At 64.1% G+C, this 16,171-nt stretch carries 16 protein-coding genes; 10 read left to right on the plus strand and 6 right to left on the minus strand.

What is annotated here, in order from left to right:
* Positions 1 to 6 precede the first annotated feature (6 nt).
* Positions 7 to 750, minus strand: a complete 744-nt coding sequence (locus tag AC5V87_RS20090) for an SDR family oxidoreductase (RefSeq protein ID WP_495367557.1) — start codon at positions 748 to 750, stop codon at positions 7 to 9.
* 655 nt (positions 751 to 1,405) lie between these two features.
* On the opposite strand from AC5V87_RS20090, the gene AC5V87_RS20095 reads away from it, so the two are divergent.
* The gene (locus tag AC5V87_RS20095; RefSeq protein ID WP_495367558.1) at positions 1,406 to 2,164 is read left to right on the plus strand and encodes a sulfite exporter TauE/SafE family protein; all 759 of its coding nucleotides are present in this window, start codon (positions 1,406 to 1,408) and stop codon (positions 2,162 to 2,164) included.
* Positions 2,165 to 2,179: 15 nt separating this feature from the next.
* Here AC5V87_RS20095 and AC5V87_RS20100 read toward each other — a convergent pair whose 3' ends face one another.
* The gene (locus AC5V87_RS20100; protein WP_456838612.1) at positions 2,180 to 2,845 is read right to left on the minus strand and encodes a GntR family transcriptional regulator; all 666 of its coding nucleotides are present in this window, start codon (positions 2,843 to 2,845) and stop codon (positions 2,180 to 2,182) included.
* 116 nt (positions 2,846 to 2,961) lie between these two features.
* Between AC5V87_RS20100 and AC5V87_RS20105 the strand changes: the two genes are divergently transcribed.
* From AC5V87_RS20105 to AC5V87_RS20145, 9 genes are all read left to right on the plus strand, one after another.
* The gene (locus AC5V87_RS20105; RefSeq protein ID WP_495367559.1) at positions 2,962 to 3,756 is read left to right on the plus strand and encodes an enoyl-CoA hydratase/isomerase family protein; all 795 of its coding nucleotides are present in this window, start codon (positions 2,962 to 2,964) and stop codon (positions 3,754 to 3,756) included.
* A 10-nt stretch (positions 3,757 to 3,766) separates the two neighbouring features.
* Positions 3,767 to 5,020, plus strand: coding sequence for a CaiB/BaiF CoA transferase family protein (locus AC5V87_RS20110; protein ID WP_495367560.1), 1,254 nt, complete (start codon positions 3,767 to 3,769; stop codon positions 5,018 to 5,020).
* Between the two features lie 50 nt (positions 5,021 to 5,070).
* A complete protein-coding gene (locus tag AC5V87_RS20115; protein WP_495367561.1) occupies positions 5,071 to 6,063 on the plus strand; it encodes a Bug family tripartite tricarboxylate transporter substrate binding protein in 993 nt (330 codons plus the stop codon).
* A gap of 200 nt (positions 6,064 to 6,263) precedes the next feature.
* Complete coding sequence (locus AC5V87_RS20120) at positions 6,264 to 6,746, plus strand: tripartite tricarboxylate transporter TctB family protein (RefSeq protein ID WP_495367562.1); 483 nt, start codon at positions 6,264 to 6,266, stop codon at positions 6,744 to 6,746.
* A 10-nt stretch (positions 6,747 to 6,756) separates the two neighbouring features.
* Positions 6,757 to 8,298 (plus strand): tripartite tricarboxylate transporter permease, encoded by a 1,542-nt coding sequence (locus tag AC5V87_RS20125; RefSeq protein ID WP_456838607.1) that lies wholly within the window; start codon positions 6,757 to 6,759, stop codon positions 8,296 to 8,298.
* On the plus strand, positions 8,295 to 9,299 hold the full coding sequence (locus AC5V87_RS20130; protein ID WP_495367563.1) for a 4-hydroxythreonine-4-phosphate dehydrogenase PdxA: 1,005 nt from the start codon (positions 8,295 to 8,297) through the stop codon (positions 9,297 to 9,299). The genes AC5V87_RS20125 and AC5V87_RS20130 overlap by 4 nt, the downstream gene beginning before the upstream one ends.
* Positions 9,300 to 9,435: 136 nt before the next feature.
* Positions 9,436 to 9,651: a hypothetical protein gene (locus AC5V87_RS20135; RefSeq protein WP_456838605.1), complete on the plus strand. Its 216-nt coding sequence runs from the start codon at positions 9,436 to 9,438 to the stop codon at positions 9,649 to 9,651.
* A 128-nt stretch (positions 9,652 to 9,779) separates the two neighbouring features.
* A complete protein-coding gene (locus AC5V87_RS20140) occupies positions 9,780 to 10,841 on the plus strand; it encodes a glycosyltransferase family 4 protein (protein WP_495367564.1) in 1,062 nt (353 codons plus the stop codon).
* 12 nt (positions 10,842 to 10,853) lie between these two features.
* Positions 10,854 to 11,867, plus strand: coding sequence for a L,D-transpeptidase family protein (locus tag AC5V87_RS20145; protein ID WP_495367565.1), 1,014 nt, complete (start codon positions 10,854 to 10,856; stop codon positions 11,865 to 11,867).
* 221 nt (positions 11,868 to 12,088) lie between these two features.
* On the opposite strand, the gene AC5V87_RS20150 is transcribed toward AC5V87_RS20145, so the two are convergent.
* Genes AC5V87_RS20150 through AC5V87_RS20165 form a run of 4 tightly spaced genes read right to left on the minus strand, consistent with a single transcriptional unit; the run spans position 12,089 to position 16,171 of the window.
* Positions 12,089 to 13,030 (minus strand): HlyD family secretion protein, encoded by a 942-nt coding sequence (locus AC5V87_RS20150; RefSeq protein ID WP_495367566.1) that lies wholly within the window; start codon positions 13,028 to 13,030, stop codon positions 12,089 to 12,091.
* Positions 13,030 to 13,269, minus strand: coding sequence for a DUF3302 domain-containing protein (locus AC5V87_RS20155; protein ID WP_495367567.1), 240 nt, complete (start codon positions 13,267 to 13,269; stop codon positions 13,030 to 13,032). Before AC5V87_RS20155 ends, AC5V87_RS20150 begins: the two co-directional genes overlap by 1 nt.
* A gap of 13 nt (positions 13,270 to 13,282) precedes the next feature.
* Positions 13,283 to 14,314: an HAD family hydrolase gene (locus AC5V87_RS20160; RefSeq protein WP_456838600.1), complete on the minus strand. Its 1,032-nt coding sequence runs from the start codon at positions 14,312 to 14,314 to the stop codon at positions 13,283 to 13,285.
* Between the two features lie 51 nt (positions 14,315 to 14,365).
* Entirely contained in the window at positions 14,366 to 16,171 is a 1,806-nt protein-coding gene (locus AC5V87_RS20165; protein ID WP_456838599.1) for an arylsulfatase, read from the minus strand.

The following is a 16,171-nucleotide window of genomic DNA, read 5'->3' on the forward strand; positions in this document are numbered from 1 at the left end:
GGATCCTCAGGCCGTTGCCAGCCATGTGGCGAGCGGCGTCTTCCCGAGACGCGCCTCGCCGAGTGGGACCAGCGAAGTGTCCACGATAGGCGAGCCGTAATATCCCGCCTTCGCGTCACCCACCACGGGACGGCTGTCCCCGGCCGCTTTCAAGCGGCGCGCTACGAATTCGTTGAATGGCGCCTTCTCGGGCCCCGCGATATCGATCGTGCCGTTCAGCGGCCGGCCCGTCGCGACCTCGGCGAGGACAGTGGCCACGTCGTCCGATGCGATCGGCTGAAACGCCGCTGACGGGACGACGATCCGCCCCTCGGCCGCACCCGACTCCGCGATCGCGCCGAGGAATTCGAAGAACTGCGTGGCGCGCACGATCGAGTAGGGAACCGATGACGCCTTGACGATGGTCTCCTGCGCGAGCTTGGCACGGAAATACGCGATGTCCGGCGAGCGATCGGTGCCGACGATCGACAGCGCGACGTGATGTTTGACGCCCGCTCCCGCTTCTGTCGCCGCGAGGTTATTGCTCGACCGCTGGAAGAAATCGAGCACCGCGGCCGGCTCCCAGGACGGTGCATTGGCGACGTCGACGACGACGTCGGCGCCCGCCAGCGCCGCGGCGAGCCCTTCCCCGGTCACCGCGTTCACGCCCGATTTCGGCGAGGCTGCGACGGCCTCATGGCCCTTCTGTTTGAGCTTCGCCACGAGCTTGGATCCGATCAATCCGGTCCCACCGATCACGACGATCTTCATGGCATGTCTCCCTGGCATTCGTGCGCGCGAGAGAATCATCAGGTCAGCTGGCCTGACGCTCTCAAGAAATGATGCGAGGGTACCTTACGCCTGATGCGGCGGGAGCTCTTGCCTGGAACGGGCCAGACTTGCCGAAAAATGCTCCAGACCGATCATCAGCCGGACGGGCCGATCGTCTGATCATCTCCAATCCGAACGCGATCTCGGACTGAATTCCTGGAGCCGGCGATGTCCACGATCCGTCTTCATCGAACCACCTCGGGACCATCGGCAGAAGCGTTCTCGAACAAGCGTTCGAAAACTCCGTCCAGGAGATCGAAAGCCGGATCGTCATTTCCTTTCGCTTCGGAAGAGTCGCCGCTTAATCGAAAAGCCGCGACCGAATTGTACCGAGAGCAATGTTCTTATTGTACCGAGATGTGTATCGGCTCATAGTCAGATCAATCTGAACATTGCACCGGGTTCGCCCGGGACTTCGGAGCTCACGAAAATGACCGTCAGTTATCTCGACCTCTTTCTCGGATTTCTGGGCTTGATGTTTGGCGTGCCCTCGGCGCTGCCCGGCCTGTTTTTCCGGCGCGAGGAGAGCTCACGCCGACGGGCTTCGTAGAGAAAGCGAGCGGTGGGCAGCCCAAATCGTGTCGGAGATGCCGATATGGAATTGACGGTCACCACCGTCCTCATCGCCTTCGCCGGCGTCTTCCTGATCTGCTTCATGAAAGGCGCGTTCGGCGGCGGCTTCTCCATCGTCGGCATTCCGCTGCTGTCCTTCGTGATGGATCCGGTAACCGCCGGCGGCCTGCTCGCCCCCTTGTTCATTGCGATGGACCTGTTCGCGCTGCGCTACTGGAAGCCCTCGACCTGGTCGAAGCCGGATCTCGCGCTGCTGCTGCCGGGGCTGCTTGTCGGAATTGGGCTCGGCTATGGCCTGTTCCGCGTGCTCGACCATCGCGCCGTCGCGATCGTGATGGCGCTCGTCACCCTGATCTTCGTCGGGCTGTGGTTCTTCAGCGATCCGAAGCTGATCATCCGTCCGCGCTCGAAGCCCAAGGCGGTCGCCGCGGGTCTTGCCTCTGGCGTCACGACCATGGTCGCGCATTCGGGCGGACCGCCGCTCGCGATGTATCTGCTGCCGCTCGGCCTCGGCAAGGAAGTCTATGCGGGGACGACGAGCCTGTTCTTCACCATCGGCAACGCCACCAAGGCGGTGCCGTGGCTGCTGCTGGTTCGTCCCAGCGGCAACGTCTGGACCGTGATGGCGATCTGCCTGTTCGCCATTCCCGCCGGCGTCTGGCTCGGCTGGCGTCTGCACGGAAAGCTCGATCAGCAACAGATCTACCGCGCCTGCTACGGATTGCTCGTGGTCACTGCGCTCAAGCTGTTGTGGGATGGCGTCTCCGGCTATCTCGCGTGAGACGGAGAGGGCGTCTCACGCGATCTTCAGCGTGAGCTCGCTACCTTCGGTTTCGGCAAAGCCGGCCTGCAACACCTCCTCGCGCTTGTGGCGCAGATGCGCGCGCAGGATGTGGGAGAGGCCGGCGCCGTCCCGCCGCTGCAGCGCGTTCAGGATCGCTTCGTGCTCCTTCACCGCGAGCGCCCAGCGCTGCGGCGTCATCGGCGTGACATAGCGCGCACGGCGGATGCGCGCGGTCACGGAGGCATAGACCGCCGTAAGCGCGGGATTTCCCGCCGCGTTGACGATGGCCTCGTGAATGGCCCGGTTGCCGCGATAGTACTGGATCAAATCACCCTCGCGATAATGCCGTGCCATCTCCTCATGCGCGGCCGCGATCTCCTCGATCCCGGCTTCGCTGATGCGCTCGCAGGCGAGCTCGCCGGCGAGCGCCTCCAGGCCCTGACAGACCTCGAACAGGTCGCGCATGTCCTTGTCAGTCAGCTTTGCCGCGCGCGAGCCGCGATGCGGCAGCAGCTGCACCAGCCCCTCAGCGGCGAGCACCTTGAGCGCCTCGCGCAGCGGCGTGCGCGAGATCTGGAGCCGCTCGCACAGCTCTCGCTCGGGTATCCGCGCGCCCGGCGGGATCTCCCCGTCGAGCAGGATGGCGCGGATGCGGCCGACGACCTCCTCATGCAGCATGGGAACTACTCCAGTTTGAATGCAAAAATGCAAATATGCGTCGAGAACGGTAAATTCCGGCTTGATAATCACAGATTTTGCATTCAAAACGGTAAAAGACAAGAGGACGTGAGGAAATGGACCAGGCGGTCGAGGCGGATGACCTCGTTTTCGAATGCAAAGACGGCATCGGGCGGATCACCTTCAACCGCCCGCAGGCGCGCAATGCCTTCACCTTCGCCATGTACGAGCGACTTGCGGCGATCTGCGAGGAGGCCAACCGCGATCATGCGATCAAGGTGCTGGTGTTGCGCGGGGCCGGCGACAAGGCTTTTGCCTCGGGCACGGACATCAACCAGTTCCGCGAATTCAGGACGCCGCAGGACGCGATTGACTACGAGAACCGGATCGACCGGGTGCTCACCACGCTCGAGCAATGCCGCGTGCCGACCATCGCTGCGATCAACGGCTTCTGCACCGGCGGCGGGGCGGGTATTGCCGCGGCCTGCGACCTTCGCATCGGCACGATGAGCACCAGAATCGGATTTCCGATCGCCCGGACGCTCGGCAATTGCCTGTCCATGTCCAATGTCAGCCGTCTTACCGCATTGATCGGAGCCGCGCGTGTCAAGGATCTGATCTTCACCGCGCGCCTCGTCGATGCCGCCGAAGCCACCCGCGTCGGCTTGCTTGGCGAGGTCGTCGACGACATCGCAGCGCTCGACAAGCGCGCCGACGAGGTGGCCCGGCTGCTCGCAAGCCATGCGCCGCTGACGCTGACCGCAACCAAGCAGGCGGTCGCCCGGCTGCAAAGGCCGCTGACTGGGGACGAGGGCGAGGACCTCATCCTGATGTGCTACACGAGCCAGGACTTTCGCGAAGGGCTCGATGCTTTCCTCAACAAGCGCGCGCCGCAGTGGCGCGGGCAATAGGACGCCCCCGATGCAAAGCTCGCAATCCGCCTCTCGCCGTTCCGGCCCGCTCGCTGGCCTCAAGGTCATCGATCTCACCCACGTCATGGCGGGGCCGACCTGCACCCTGATGCTCGCCGACATGGGGGCCGACGTCATCAAGATCGAGAAGTCGCCGAACGGCGACGACACCCGCCATTCGGTGCCGCCCAAGATCGGCGACGAAGCAGCCTCCTTCCTGATGATGAACCGCAACAAGCGCGGCATCGTGCTGGACCTCAAGACCGGCGGCGGCAAGCAGGTGCTGCGGCGGCTGATCGCCACCGCCGACGTGCTGGTGGAGAATTTCGCGCCAGGCGCGATGGAGCGCCTCGGCTTCGGCTATGAGGAGCTGCACAAGCAGCATCCCTCGCTGATCTATTGCTCTCTGTCGGGTTTTGGTCGCACCGGTCCCTACAAGCATCGCCGCGGCTTTGACCTCGTCGCGCAGGCCATGAGCGGCATCATGAGCTTCACCGGCGAGCGGCCGGATGGACCGCCCGTCAAATGCGGGCCGCCGCTCTCCGACATCACCGCCGGCCTGCTCGCGAGCATGGGCATCTTGGCCGCCTACACGCATCGCCTGAAGACCGGCGAAGGGCAGTGGGTCGAGACCTCGCTGTACGAGGCAGCGCTGGTGCAGACCTATTGGCAATCGACGATCGCACTCGCCGCCGGCACCGCGCCGCGCGCGATGGGCTCGGCCCATCCGCTCAACGCGCCATATCAGGCCTTCGAGGCCTCGGACGGCTGGCTCGTGGTCGGCGGCGCCAACAAGAAGCACTGGCTGCTCATGCTGGAAGCACTCGGCGCGAGCGAGCTCGCCGCCGATCCGCGCTTCGTCAACGGTGCCGACCGCATGGCCAATCTGAAGGAGCTCGAGGCGGTCCTGAGCGAGCGCTTCCGCACCAAGCCGCGGGCGCATTGGCTCGCGGCTCTCGACGAGAAGGGCGTGCCTTGCGGGCCCGTGCACGACATGCTGGAGGCCTTGAGCGATCCGCAGACGCTGGCGCGCGAGATGGTGGTCGAGGTCGAGCATTCCACCCTCGGCCCCGTCAAGACGATCGGTCTTCCCGTCAAGTTTTCGGAGACCCCGGGCAAAGTGCGCTCAGGCGCGCCGGTCTATGGTGAGCATACGCGCGAGGTGCTGGCCGAGCACGGGTTCGACCAGACGCAGATCGAAGCGCTCGAAAAAGAAGGCGCAATCGTTTCGGCCTTGGAAAGGCGCGAGGAACGCGTCGCCTGACCGAACGTCGATACGACAAGAACAAAGACAAAGATCAGCTGGAGGAAATCATGGGTCGGACGTCAACATTTCTGCTCTCCGCAGCCGCGGCCGTGCTCGCCGGCACGATGCCGGCGCTCGCCGCCTGGCAGCCGCAAAAACCGATCGAGTTCGTGGCGACCGCCGGGCCGGGCGGCGGCACCGACAATCTCGCCCGCGCGGTGCAGAACATCATCACCAAGTACAGGCTGACGGAGCAGCCGATCGTCGTCGTCAACAAGGGCGGCGGCAGCGGCGCCGAAGGCTATGTCTACGGCAAGGCCTCCGCCGGCGATCCCCACAAGGTGATCTTCGGCACCTCGAACGCCTGGCAGCAGCCGCTCGTGTCCAAGGTCGCCTTCAACTACACCGATCTCACCCCGATCGCGGCGATAGCGCAGGACGAGTTCCTGCTCTGGGTCAAGCAGGACGCGCCCTACAAGACTGCGGGCGACTATCTGAAGGCGGCCGCGTCCGGCGAGTTCAAGATGGGCGGCGCGCAGTCCAAGGACACCGACGAGGTGCTGACCCGCATGATCGAGAAGGTCGGCAAGGTCAAGCTGACTTACATCCCCTTCAAGAGCGGCGCCGAGACCGCCGTGCAGCTCGCCGGCGGACACCTCGATTCCCACGTCAACAATCCCAGCGAAAGCGTTGGGCAATGGCGCGGCGGGACGCAGCGACCGCTGTGCGTGTTCAGCCCGAAGCGCCTGCCGCAAGGGCCAAAGGTCACCGCGACGGAAGGCTGGAGCGACGTTCCGACCTGCGTCGAGCAGGGCCTCGACATCAAGCAATATGAGCAGCCGCGCACCGTATGGCTCCCCGGCAAGATCACGCCGGACCAGGCCGCCTACTATGTCGACCTCATGAAGAGGGTGCAGGCGACGCCTGAATGGAAGGACTACATCGAGAAGACCTCGCAGGTCGATACGTTCCTGACTGGCGCCGAGTTCGACAAGTTCATCAAGGAGGACCTCGAGCACGTCAAGCAGGTCGCCGGCGAGCAGGGCTGGCTGGTGAAGTGAGGCGACCATCGTGCCACAATCTCCACTGTCGTCCCGGCGAACGCCGGCACCCGTACCGCGTGATCTCTCGATGACGGTTGATCGTCGTACCGATGTGGCTTCGGGGCGTCGTCAAATTCCTCCCTGGGATTTTGGGTGCCGGCGTTCGCCGGGACGACCTGTAGTGGTGGGTAAAACACGCCATTCGACTGGAGCACTCGATGATCTCGCGCCGCGCGCTTGAGCTTGCGACCGCCGCTCTCACCGGCAGCTTCGGTGGCGCCGTCGTCGTCTCCAGCCTCGACAACGGCGTCGGCTGGTCGAGCGCGGGCGTGGACGCCGGCACGTTCCCGTTCCTGACCGGCATCATCATCGTTACTGGGAGCCTCTACAATCTGGTGCGGGGCGTGCTGCCGGTTGCCTCGCTCGCAAACGTGCCGATCGCGATCACGGGAATCGAGCTGCGCCGGCTCGCCGGCCTGTTCGTGCCGGCCGCGATCTTCGTGGCCGCCATCCCGCTGCTCGGCATGTATCTCGCCTCGGCGGGTTATGTCTTCGCGGTGCTGGCGATCCCCAGACATCAATCCGTGCCGCGCGCGCTCGCCATGGCAGCGACCACGGCGCTTGCGCTCTATGTCGTGTTCGAGCGCATGTTCCAGGTCAGCCTGCCACACGGCGCGCTGGCCGCTGCGCTCGGCTTGTGAGGGGAGTCCGATGGACAATCTCCAGGAGCTCCTCCACGGCTTCACCATCGCGGTCACCATGCCGCATCTGCTGCTGATGGCGGTCGGCGTGCTTCTCGGCATCCTCGTCGGTGTGCTGCCGGGGCTGGGTGCGCCGAACGGCGTGTCGCTGCTCTTGCCGCTCACCTTCGGCATGCAGCCGGTCTCGGCGATCATCCTGCTCTCCAGCATGTATTGGGGCGCGCTGTTCGGCGGCTCGGTGACCTCGATTCTCTTCAACATCCCCGGCGAGCCGTCCTCGGTCGCGACCACCTTCGACGGTTATCCCATGGCGCGCGATGGCCGGCCGACCACGGCGCTCGCGACCGCCTTTGGCTCGGCCGCCTTCGGCGCGCTGATCGGCGTCATCCTGATCACGTTCCTCGCGTCCTGGGTGGCGCAGGTCGCGCTCGCCTTCGGGCCGCCGGAGTATTTCGCGGTCTATTTCCTGGCCTTCGCCAGCTTCGTCGGCATGGGCGGCGCGGCGCCAATCAAGACCGTGGTGGCGCTCGCCATCGGCTTTGCCATCGCCGCCATCGGCATCGACACCGTCTCCGGCAGCGTCCGTCTCACCATGGGCGTGGACGAGCTGGTCAAGGGCGTGAACTTCGTCGTCGCTGTTATGGGCCTGTTCGGCATCGGCGAGCTCTTGGTTGCCGTCGAGGAGGAGTTTCATGCCCGCGCCGTCTCCTCCAGGATCGATTGGCGCGAGGTGTTCCGCGCGGTCGGCCGGCTGCCGCGGCACGGCGTTGCGCTGCTGCGCAGCGCCGCGATCGGCTGCTGGATGGGGATCACGCCAGGCGGTCCGACCGCAGCCTCCTTCATGAGCTACGGCATTGCCCGTCGCTTCTCACGCCGCGGCCGCTACTTCGGCACCGGCGAGGTCGAAGGCATCATCTCGCCGGAGACAGCCGACCATGCCGCCGGCACCAGCGCGCTGCTGCCGATGCTCTCGCTCGGCATTCCCGGCTCCGCCACCGCGGCGGTGATGATGGGCGGCCTGATGATCTGGGGCCTCAATCCCGGGCCGATGCTGTTCGTGGACCAGAAAGACTTCGTCTGGGGCCTGATCGCCTCGATGTATGTCGGCAACATCGTCGCCGTCGCGCTGGTGCTGCTGACCGTGCCGGTCTTCGCCGCCTTGATGCGGATTCCGTTCGTCGTCATCGCCCCGCTGATCGTCATCATCTGCGTCGTCGGCGCCTATTCGGTGTCGAACTCCTATCTTGACGTGGTCATGATGCTCGGCTTCGGCATCGTCGGCTATCTCTTCAAGAAGCTGTTCTATCCGCTGGCGCCGCTGGTGCTCGCGATCGTCATCGGCGACAAGGCCGAGGATGCGTTCCGGCAGTCGATGCTGATGTCGAAGGGATCGCTTGGCATCTTCTTCGCCAACAAGCTGGTGACCTGCCTGATCGTGGGCGGCATCGCGCTGCTGCTGCTTCCGCTCGCCTTGCAGCTTGCGCGCCTCTTTCGCAAGCCCGCGCCATCCGCCAATGAGACGACGACAGCTCAGGAAAAGGTGATCATATGACCGCAAAGCCGCTCATTGCACTGGCGATGGGAGATCCCGCCGGCATCAGCCCGGAGCTGACCGCGAAGCTCCTGGCGCAGGATGACATCCGCGCGCGCTGCCGCCTGGTCGTGATCGGCGACCGCCGCATCTTCGACGAGGGCGCGCGCGTTGCGGGCGTCACGCCGGAGCTGACGATGGTAGAGCAGGGCGCTGATCTACGTACGGCCAAGGGCAATGCGTTGTTCATCGATCTCCGCCACCTCGCTCCCCAAGAGGTCGAGCCGAAGACCGCGACGCTTGCCGGCGGCAAATTCGCGCTGGCTAATTATCGCCACGCGCTCGAGCTTGGCCGCGATGGCCGGGTCGATGCCGTCTGCTTCACCCCCTTTAACAAGCAGGCGATGCGGCTTGCCCGCGCCGAGTATGACGACGAGATCGCGTTTTCCGCGGAAGTCGTCGGACTCAAGACGCCCGCAAGCGAATTCAACGTGCTCGGTGAACTCTGGAACGCACGCGTCACCTCCCACATTCCGCTGAAGGACGTCGCCGCAAACCTGTCCAGCGAGCGTATCCGCCGCGCGCTGAAGCTCACCGATGCATGCATGCGCAACGCCGGCTTTGCGCGGCCGCGGATCGCGATCGCCGGGCTCAATCCGCACGCCGGCGACGGTGGCAATTTTGGCCGCGAGGAGATCGATGTGATTGCGCCTGTGGTCGCGGCCGGGCAGGCGGAGGGCATTGCCGCGGAGGGGCCATTCCCGGCCGACACCGTGTTCCTGCGCGCGAAAGCCGGTGCGTTCGACGCGGTGCTGACGATGTATCACGACCAGGGCCAGATCGCGATGAAGCTGATGGGGTTCGATCGCGGCGTGACCCTGCTCGGCGGCTTCCCATTCCCGATCTGTACGCCTGCGCACGGCACCGCCTACGACATCGCAGGCCAGGGCATCGCATCGATCGGCGCCAGCCGCGCCGCGCTGCTGCTCGCGGCGGAGATGGCGGCGCGCCGCGCCGTCTGATCTGCGCGCATCAAGGGGGCGAGTGCTGACTGCGCTCGCCTTGCGGGCAGGATTAGACTTTCCGGGAAAAACCGGAAACTTCCGCGGTCGCGACGAGTTGACGTGCCATGGACATCTCCGCCTTGGAGCTGGGAACATGGTCGACGACGGCCCGCTACGGACAGCGGTGGAGACCGCATGGTGCGTGTACCGCGCCCGGCATCTCGATGTCGATGCTGCGGATGGCCGTCGCTGTCTCCTCGAGCGTCATCTGCAAGGGAGGCGGGAAGCGCGCGACAGTAACGGCGATGCCCAGGACCTCACGGGGTTCGGGCTGGCCTATCTCGAGCGCCTCTCCGACGACACATGCTAGGCCGCAGTGAGCGCCTTGCATGTCGCACGGCACGCGCAAGAAGACTGGCGTGGACGTTGCTTGCGATGTCCAACCTCCTGTCAGCAGCCATCGTGCTGATCTTTCGCTCAGCGGTATAGCGGGCATCCATGCGCATCGCTCAGCTCGCTCCCCTGGCCGAAAGCGTCCCTCCGAAGCTCTACGGCGGCACCGAGCGGGTGGTGGCCTGGCTGGTGGATGAGCTGGCCAGGCTCGGACATGACGTCACGCTGTTTGCCAGCGGCGACTCCCGTACGACCGCCAGACTTCACCCCGTATGGCCCCGTGCGCTGCGTCTTGGCCGCAAGGGGGCGGATCCGAGTGCAGCCTGCGCGATGTTGATGGAAGCGATTGCGACGCGAGCCAGGGATTTTGACGTGATCCACGCCCACATCGACTGGCTGCATTTGCCGTTGCTCAGCCGCCTCGGCGTGCCGTTCCTGACGACCCTGCACGGCCGTCTCGATTTGCCTGGGCTGCCCGACGTCGTTCGGCAGTTCCCGGAGGCAAGCTTCGTGTCCATTTCCGATCATCAGCGTCTGCCGCTTCCGGATGCGAAATGGAGCGGAACGATCCAGCATGGATTGCCATCCGAGGCGTTGTGCCCCTGCTATGAGGAAGGATCCTATCTGGCGTTTCTTGGCCGCCTTACGGCGGACAAGGGTCCGGAGGACGCCATTCGCATTGCGCACGCAGCCCGAATGCCTCTCCGCATCGCCGCAAAGATTCCACGGGCGGAGACCGCATACTTCAGGAAACGCCTCGAGCCCCACGTTGACGGCGAGACGATCCAGCTTGTCGGCGAAGTCGACGACGTGAAGAAGCAGCCCTTCCTCGGCGGAGCCGCGGCTCTCTTGTTTCCGATCGATTGGCCGGAGCCGTTTGGCCTGGTCATGATCGAGGCGATGGCCTGCGGGACCCCGGTGATCGCCTACCGCTCTGGATCGGTCCCTGAGGTCATCGAGCATGGCGTGACTGGCTTCATCGTCGAGAACGAGGAGCAGGCCGTCGAGGCGGTCGGTGAATTGGGCAAGCTGGATCGAAGGACGGTGCGCGCCCGTTTCGAGCAGCGCTTCACCGCGCGCCGGATGGCGCGACAGTACGAAGACCGCTACCGCGAGCTGGTTGCCGCTGCGGGCGGAGAAGTCGATACGCAACGGTTGGAAATTTGAAAGGAGGCAGCGATGTCGCTGACGAAAACGGGGCAGGTTTGCATCTTTGTTGTCTTCGCGCTGGCAACGTTGCCAGCGTTCGCCGCCGAAATGACCGCAGATACCATCAATGCTGCCGAGCCCTCGAAGAAGAGTCTCTCGAACGAGAAGCCGACGCCAGCGGGCGTGCGTCTGCAGGTCCTTCTCGACAGGGCTCATTTCTCGCCCGGCGAGATCGATGGCAGGTTCGGCGAGAACGCGAAGAAGGCGCTGCGGGCCTATGCCGAAGCCCGGCAACTGCCGAGTTCGGACATCCCGACCGAAGAGGTCTGGAAGGCACTGCGGGCGGACGACCGGCCGGTGACGCTGACCTACACCATCACCGAACAGGACGTGGCGGGACCGTTTCTGAACAAGCTGCCGTCGAAGATGGAGGACATGAAAGGCATCCCGAAGCTTGGCTACACCAGTCCGCGCGAAGCGCTGGCCGAGAAGTTCCACATGAGTGAGCGGCTCCTGGCCGCGCTCAACCCCGGGCGCCAATTCGATCGGGCCGGCGATACCATCGTCGTCGTCGACACCGCGAGCGCAGGCGATGAGGCTCCCGCCAAGGCCGACCGGGTCGAGATCGACAAGGTCAGGCAGACCGTCAAGCTGTTCGACAAGTCCAATGCGCTGATCGGGTTCTATCCGGCAACCGTCGGGAGCGAGGAGAAGCCATCGCCTTCAGGTACGCTCAAGGTGACGGAAATCAGCAAAAATCCCTTCTATCGCTACAATCCCGCTTATCGCTTCAAGGGCGTCCATTCCCGCAAGCCCTTCACCATCAAGCCCGGTCCAAACAACCCGGTCGGCACGGTCTGGATCAACCTTTCCGCCGAAGGCTACGGCATTCACGGCACGCCGTCGCCGGACAAGATCTCCAAGGCGGAGTCCCATGGCTGCGTGCGTCTGACCAATTGGGACGCCGAACGCGTTGCGGCGCGTGTCGCCAAAGGGACGCCGGTCGCGTTCGTGGACGATCATTATCCGACCGCTGCCAGGTAGAGCTGCGCATCGAAATAGTCGGATGCGCGGAGGGCATTGGTGATACCGGCGCCCGTCACGAAGACGTCGCTGACCTGCTGCAACCATTTTGCGACGGTTCCGTTCCCATAGAGGCGCCGCCATTCACGCGCGGAGTTGCGACTTGCGATTGCGCATGCGCGACAGGCGTGAGGAGAAGGAATGAAGCCGTCAGAAATGCTCTTCTCATGGATTCCTCTCGCTCAGAACGGATTGACGTAGTTCAGGATGGCGATCTGCCGCAGGATCACGCGGCGGACGACATGGGTCGGCTTGACGCGATCGGTATAGATCGCCGCCGTTCCGGCGCTGCCGGCCGGCAGGCGCCCTGCAAACTCGGCATCGTCGAGCTTCACGCGAACGACGAAAGGCGCGGCATCGATCGCTTTCGGCATGACGGCGGTTCCCGACGTCTGTGTCTGTCCTGGCGCAATCGCCTGAAGCACGCTCTCGACCTTCCCAGCAAAAATCTGCCCAGGCGCGAATTTGAAGGTCGCCTCGACCTCCTGGTCGGGCGCCACATAACGCGCATCGATCTGGTTGATCTCGACACCGATGATGGTGGACGAGGTATCGATGAAGGCCATCACCGGCGACAGCGGCAAATTGGCGACGCGCGCGCCCTTGCGCAGCGCAAGATTCGTGACGTAGCCGTCGCTAGGCGCCCGGACTACGGTCTTGTCGAGATTCCACTGCGCGGCCTCGAGCTGGCCGGAGAGCTGATCCGCCTCGGACTGCCGCTGCTCGACATCGAAGCCGCGGCCGGCGTCGCGCTCGTAAAGTTGCGTCATCTGGCCGAGCCGGGTCTTGGCGAGCTTGAACTGGGCCTCGATCGCCTTGACCTGGGCGGCGTAGGGCGTCGGATCGATCTTGAACAGCACGTCGCCGGATTTGAGCGGCACATTGGGGCTGACCGGGACATCCGTCACTTCGCCGGCAACATCGGGCACAATGGAGACCGCATTGCGCACGACGAGCGCATTGCCCTGCGGCGCGCCCCATCCCATCGGGATGAAGAGACAGATCAGCACGATCGCCATGACGATGAAGGGCGACGCCTTCCAGAACAGGTTGAAGCGCACGACGCGGAAGTGCACCAGAAGGAACAGCAGCACTAGGTAGGTGTTGAGGATCGCGACGGCCATCACGCATCTCCCGCCTTGCGCGCGGGCACGTCGAGATAGGCCCAGATGAATGCGATCGGCCACAGCGCGAAGCCGAAGAACAGCGTGACCCAGCCGGCGACGGTGACGGCCTGCGCATGCGGATGGTTGCGCGATTTGGCAATGTGCCCCGGCAGCCAGCCGGCGATGCAGACGACGCTGATCGCGCTGGCGAGCAGGATCACCAATACGATCCATGCGAAGATGTCGTAGCCGCTCATGACGGCCGCCTCGTCATTGCGAGGCCCCTGTGTTGCTATGCTCAAATGCGAACACTGTCTTCCAGTCCTTGGCCATGTCGACCACGGTCCAACCACGCTGCACCGCTTCATCCCAGGCCTTGTCCAGCTTTCCGATTTTGGACCGCCGGTCGTAGGCATATTCGCGGGCTGAATCGGTGTGATGGACGATGCCGAGGAAGCGCGCGCCGGACCCGGCCGCGGTCCACTGCAGCATTTGCTGGTCGCCGTCCGAATTGCCGAAGGCGAGGATCGGGCGGCGGCCGATGAAGCGGTTGATGCCTGACGGCTTTCCGGGGCCGTCGTCGATGAATTCGACCTTGGGCAGCTTCGTCAGGAGAGGACGTCCGTCGGGGCTAATCTTGAATTGCGTGACGCCGGAGGAGCCGACGACCTGCTCCGGCGGAATGCCATAGGCTTTCTCGGCCCACACCCGCATGAATTCGACGCCGCCGCCGGAGACGATGAAAGTCTTGAAACCGTTCGCGCGCAGATAGGCGAGCAGCTCGACCATCGGCTGATAGATCAGTTCGTTGTAGGCGCGGTCAAAGTGCGGGTGCCTGGCCCGCGCGAGCCAGCCGGCTACCGATACGGCATAGTCATCCGTGTTCATGCCGCTATGTGCGGCGGCGATCAGCCCCAGCAGGCCCTTCTCGCCCTGCGACGCGAGGCCCTCCTTGTCACCCGAGAGGAATGCCTTGAACGGTTGCTGATGCCTCCATTCGGGGTGCTTCGGCGCCATCGCCCTGACGCTGTCGAGGCCGAAGGCAAGCTGGAAATACATCGGCTGCTCGCACCACAGCGTGCCGTCATTGTCGAACACCGCGACGCGCTCGGCGGGCGGCACGAAATCGGTGCCGCCCTGTGTCGTTACGCGCGTGACGAAATCGGTGATGGCCTGCTTCGCCGCACCGTCGTTCCAGGATGGCAACGGATCCGCATGAGCGCGCGCGCCGTCTTCGGGGACTGCTAGCCCGATGATCAGGATAGTGATGAATGCAGTCAGGGTCCGAAGCATTCCGGCCATCTCGTGAAGCTGGGTTCGGTCGAGCCGACCGGCCGTCGCGAATGCTTGATCTTACCGGCTCTGAAGCTGCTGCTGGATGATCCGGTTCAAGTTTGCCCGAACCTTTTCCGTATCGATGCCTTCGGCGAGCGCCTTCTTCTGTTTGATGCCATCCATCATGCCTTCCAGGATGTTGGCCGGATTGAAGCTCGGCGGAAACGAGCGAGGCGGGAACTCCTTGAAAGTCGCCACGAAATCGAACACGTCCTGCATCATGCCGTAGGCGCCACCCACGTGGTTCAGATTCCAGTCCCAGAAGGTGTTGGACGTGATATCGGCTCGCTCGAACGGGTCCTGCATGAGATTGAATATCTTCTGCAGACGCAGTGTGGTGAAGGGCTCCGCCCACAGACCCATCGTTCCCTGCATGCGCTGCTCCGAAAACACGTATTTGTAGTCGCCCTGCCGCATGCACACGAGTAGGCCGTCGTCGTCGGAATAGAAGAACTTGCCGCGGGCGCTCTTGGTGCCGTTGTTGTTGGCGGCGGTGCCGCTCACGTTGCGCAGGAATGCCGACTGGTCGTAGCCGTCCAGATGGACTTTGTAATTGATGCCGTTTGCGGTGTAGCCGGCCTTGAGCTTGTTGACGATGTCGGGCTCGCCGGCGATCGCGCACAGCGTCGGGATCCAGTCATTGTGGCTCATCAACTCGTTGCTGACTGTGCCCGGCTTGATGTTGCCGGGCCAGCGCACCAGGCACGGCACGCGGAAGGCGCCTTCCCAGTTGGTGTTTTTCTCCGAGCGGAACCAGGTCATGGCGCCATCCGGCCAGGTGTTCATATGGGGGCCGTTGTCGGTGGAATAGACCACGATGGTGTTGTTCGCGATCCCCATCTCGTCGAGCGCCTTGAGCAGGTTGCCGACGATCTCGTCGTGCTCAATCATGCCATCGATATATTCGCTGTCGCCGTGGGTGTAGCGGCCGCGATGCTCGGAACGTACGTGTGTCCGCAGATGCATGCGCGTCGAGTTGAACCAGGTGAAAAACGGCTTGCCCGCCGCATTCTGCCGCTTCATGAAGTCGATTGCCGCAGCCGAGGTCTCGTCGTCGATGGTTTCCATTCGTTTTTTTGTCAGCGCACCAGTGTCCTCGATGGTCTGCTTGCCGACCTTGCCGAAGCGTGGGTCCTCGGTCGGGTCGTCGCGATCGGTGGCCTTGCAGCGAAGCACGCCGCGCGGCCCAAACTTGGCACGGTAGGCGGGATCCTTGGGATAATCGGGCAGCTCCGGCTCTTCCTCGGCATTGAGGTGGTAGAGGTTGCCGAAGAATTCGTCGAAGCCGTTCACCGTGGGCAGCGATGGGTTGCGGTCGCCGACGTGGTTCTTGCCGAACTGACCGGTAGCATAGCCGAGGTTTTTGAGCAGGCCACCAATCGATGGATCGAGCTGGCTCATACCCATCGGCGCGCCCGGGAAGCCCACTTTGCTGAGCCCGCTTCGGATGATGTGTTGGCCTGTCAGGAACGCCGAGCGGCCGGCGGTGCAGGACTGCTCGCCGTAATAATGCTGCAGCTTCAGGCCCTCGCGGGCGATGCGGTCGATGTTGGGGGTCTCGTAACCCATCAGCCCGTTGGAATAGGCGCTGATATTGGCGAGGCCGATATCGTCGCCCCAGATGACCAGGATGTTGGGCTTGCTTCCCGCTGGCGCGCTTGCCGCCGGCGCCGGAGAGGGCGTCGCCTTCTGCGCTTGCGCCAGCGCTTCGGATGTCAGCGTCGCCGCGGCAACGATCGACGAGGTTCCCAACAGGACGTTTCTTCGATTGATCGAATGGTCAGCCCCGGACTGGTTGTTCTTATTCTCCAACTCGCTGCTCAT

The organism is Bradyrhizobium sp. SOJA106 (assembly GCF_059448745.1).

Coding starts and splice junctions, on each gene's coding strand:
- AC5V87_RS20090 (WP_495367557.1), bottom strand. CDS start 750: ATGAAGATCGTCGTGATCGGTGGGACCGGATTGATCGGATCCAAGCTC.
- AC5V87_RS20095 (WP_495367558.1), top strand. CDS start 1,406: ATGGAATTGACGGTCACCACCGTCCTCATCGCCTTCGCCGGCGTCTTC.
- AC5V87_RS20100 (WP_456838612.1), bottom strand. CDS start 2,845: ATGCTGCATGAGGAGGTCGTCGGCCGCATCCGCGCCATCCTGCTCGAC.
- AC5V87_RS20105 (WP_495367559.1), top strand. CDS start 2,962: ATGGACCAGGCGGTCGAGGCGGATGACCTCGTTTTCGAATGCAAAGAC.
- AC5V87_RS20110 (WP_495367560.1), top strand. CDS start 3,767: ATGCAAAGCTCGCAATCCGCCTCTCGCCGTTCCGGCCCGCTCGCTGGC.
- AC5V87_RS20115 (WP_495367561.1), top strand. CDS start 5,071: ATGGGTCGGACGTCAACATTTCTGCTCTCCGCAGCCGCGGCCGTGCTC.
- AC5V87_RS20120 (WP_495367562.1), top strand. CDS start 6,264: ATGATCTCGCGCCGCGCGCTTGAGCTTGCGACCGCCGCTCTCACCGGC.
- AC5V87_RS20125 (WP_456838607.1), top strand. CDS start 6,757: ATGGACAATCTCCAGGAGCTCCTCCACGGCTTCACCATCGCGGTCACC.
- AC5V87_RS20130 (WP_495367563.1), top strand. CDS start 8,295: ATGACCGCAAAGCCGCTCATTGCACTGGCGATGGGAGATCCCGCCGGC.
- AC5V87_RS20135 (WP_456838605.1), top strand. CDS start 9,436: ATGGTCGACGACGGCCCGCTACGGACAGCGGTGGAGACCGCATGGTGC.
- AC5V87_RS20140 (WP_495367564.1), top strand. CDS start 9,780: ATGCGCATCGCTCAGCTCGCTCCCCTGGCCGAAAGCGTCCCTCCGAAG.
- AC5V87_RS20145 (WP_495367565.1), top strand. CDS start 10,854: ATGTCGCTGACGAAAACGGGGCAGGTTTGCATCTTTGTTGTCTTCGCG.
- AC5V87_RS20150 (WP_495367566.1), bottom strand. CDS start 13,030: ATGGCCGTCGCGATCCTCAACACCTACCTAGTGCTGCTGTTCCTTCTG.
- AC5V87_RS20155 (WP_495367567.1), bottom strand. CDS start 13,269: ATGAGCGGCTACGACATCTTCGCATGGATCGTATTGGTGATCCTGCTC.
- AC5V87_RS20160 (WP_456838600.1), bottom strand. CDS start 14,314: ATGGCCGGAATGCTTCGGACCCTGACTGCATTCATCACTATCCTGATC.
- AC5V87_RS20165 (WP_456838599.1), bottom strand. CDS start 16,171: ATGAGCAGCGAGTTGGAGAATAAGAACAACCAGTCCGGGGCTGACCAT.